1 protein-coding gene is annotated in these 1,621 nt (G+C 61.0%); it reads right to left on the bottom strand.

Annotated elements, in window-relative coordinates; all coding sequences use genetic code 11:
• On the bottom strand, positions 1–1,621 hold a 1,621-nt coding region (locus AC1VAN_RS21215; RefSeq protein WP_480986681.1), incomplete at both ends, for a pilus assembly protein.

Genomic DNA, 1,621 nt, shown 5'->3' with positions numbered 1-1,621 from the left:
GGAAAGACCAAACAGCCAGTTCGAACCACTCGTCGAACAGCCAACGGTTTCCAGATTGGGGACATAGGTCGGCATGAACATGATGCCGCTGACCAGCAGTGGATTACCAACGAACCGTTCACCGTTGCTCGCAGGCAGGTTGATCATCCACCCTCGCGCATTGGCCGGCGCAGTCCCTGCCACAATCCTGCGCGCCTCGGCGCCCGTCGCCGGAGCATCCGCGGTATAGGGCGCCAGATTGGCCGAGGTCAAGGTCGATGTGACCCTCTTCCCGCCAATGTCATTGACCGCATACAACGCCTGTCGCGAGGTGTCGTCCTTGTCACTGTAGAACGAGAAGCTGCCCGTACCGAAATACAGCATCACGCCACCCGATGGACCGGTCGCAGCGGTCATGCCGCCCGTGATCGGCTGGCGGAAGTTCCGCGCGCTGGTGTCCTGGCTGACCTGGGTGGTGAATACGGGAACGGTCAGCGCCGTGTTGGAACTATCGGTGAGGTCGAATTTCCAGATGGCGCCACGCTGATCGGCAGCGTAGACGGTATCGGCAAGACCATCGCGACCGCGCAGGTCCTGGCTGTCGCCACGCCAGCGATCCACCACCACCACGTTGCCCAACCCATTGTCTCCGGAGATGTTGGCTCCCGAGGCATTGCTCTCTACCGCCTCGATCATCCGCGTGGCGCCCGACGCCATATCCACGACGAACAGTACGGCCTTGCGGCTGGCACTGTTATAGCCGTTGCCGAAGATCGCCTTCCATGCAACCGTCTTGCCTTCCTTCACCGGTACGATCACCGGCTTGCCCAGCACGAAGCCGATGTTGTTGCGCACGCCCTCGGCCAACGACATGTTCAGGTCGCTGATCTCCCAGAGCGCTTGACGCGTGGTAAACGCTGCCGGGTCACTCACGTCCAGCGCAAATACCGAGCGACCACCAGCGCCAGCCGTACCGACCAGTCCCGTCTGCCAGGTGCTGCCGACGAGCATGTCCGAGATGGTGATTGCACCGTCGACGAAATAGCGATGGCGGAAGGTCTGATCAGCGGTATCCGGTTTGTACGGGAACAGCAGGTTGGCCATATGGCCCAGCGAGGTTGAGGGAATGTACGCAAAGCGCTCGGTCCCTCCCGTACTGTCCATCTCACCCGATGCCCCCATGCCACCATCGAAGGCATGCAGCATGCCGTCATTGGCACCGACGTACACCGTGTAACGACCACWCTTCGCCTTGGTGTCCAGGTACTTGGCATAGCTGGCGGCATAATCTTCGCCGAGCTGGCGATAGCCGTAGTCATCGGTAGGCGAACTGACCACCGGCGCCGAATTGACGATATCGCCCAGCGGCGTGGTGCGGTCGCGGTACTTGCCGCCGCTGCGCTTTTCCATCGTCGTATCCGCTTTCAGATAGCGGATGGCCGTGTCGATATCAGCATCAATGGACTTCAGCTTGTCAGTCGAGCACACCAGCATCTCTGCGTACTTGCCATCCGGCTTGCTGCAAAGATCGGCCAGGCTGATGTCGGCCGAACCGAAGTCAACCAGCGTACCCGCTTTGTTGGCCACGATGCGGCGACCCGTTGAAGCGAGTTTCGTTGACGCCTCCCAGGCCTCGCTGAAC

It is taken from the genome of Stenotrophomonas sp. 05L44_2, assembly GCF_056665995.1.
The sequence above is the reverse complement of the archived record's forward strand: the minus strand, read 5'-3'. Positions and strand labels throughout refer to the sequence as shown.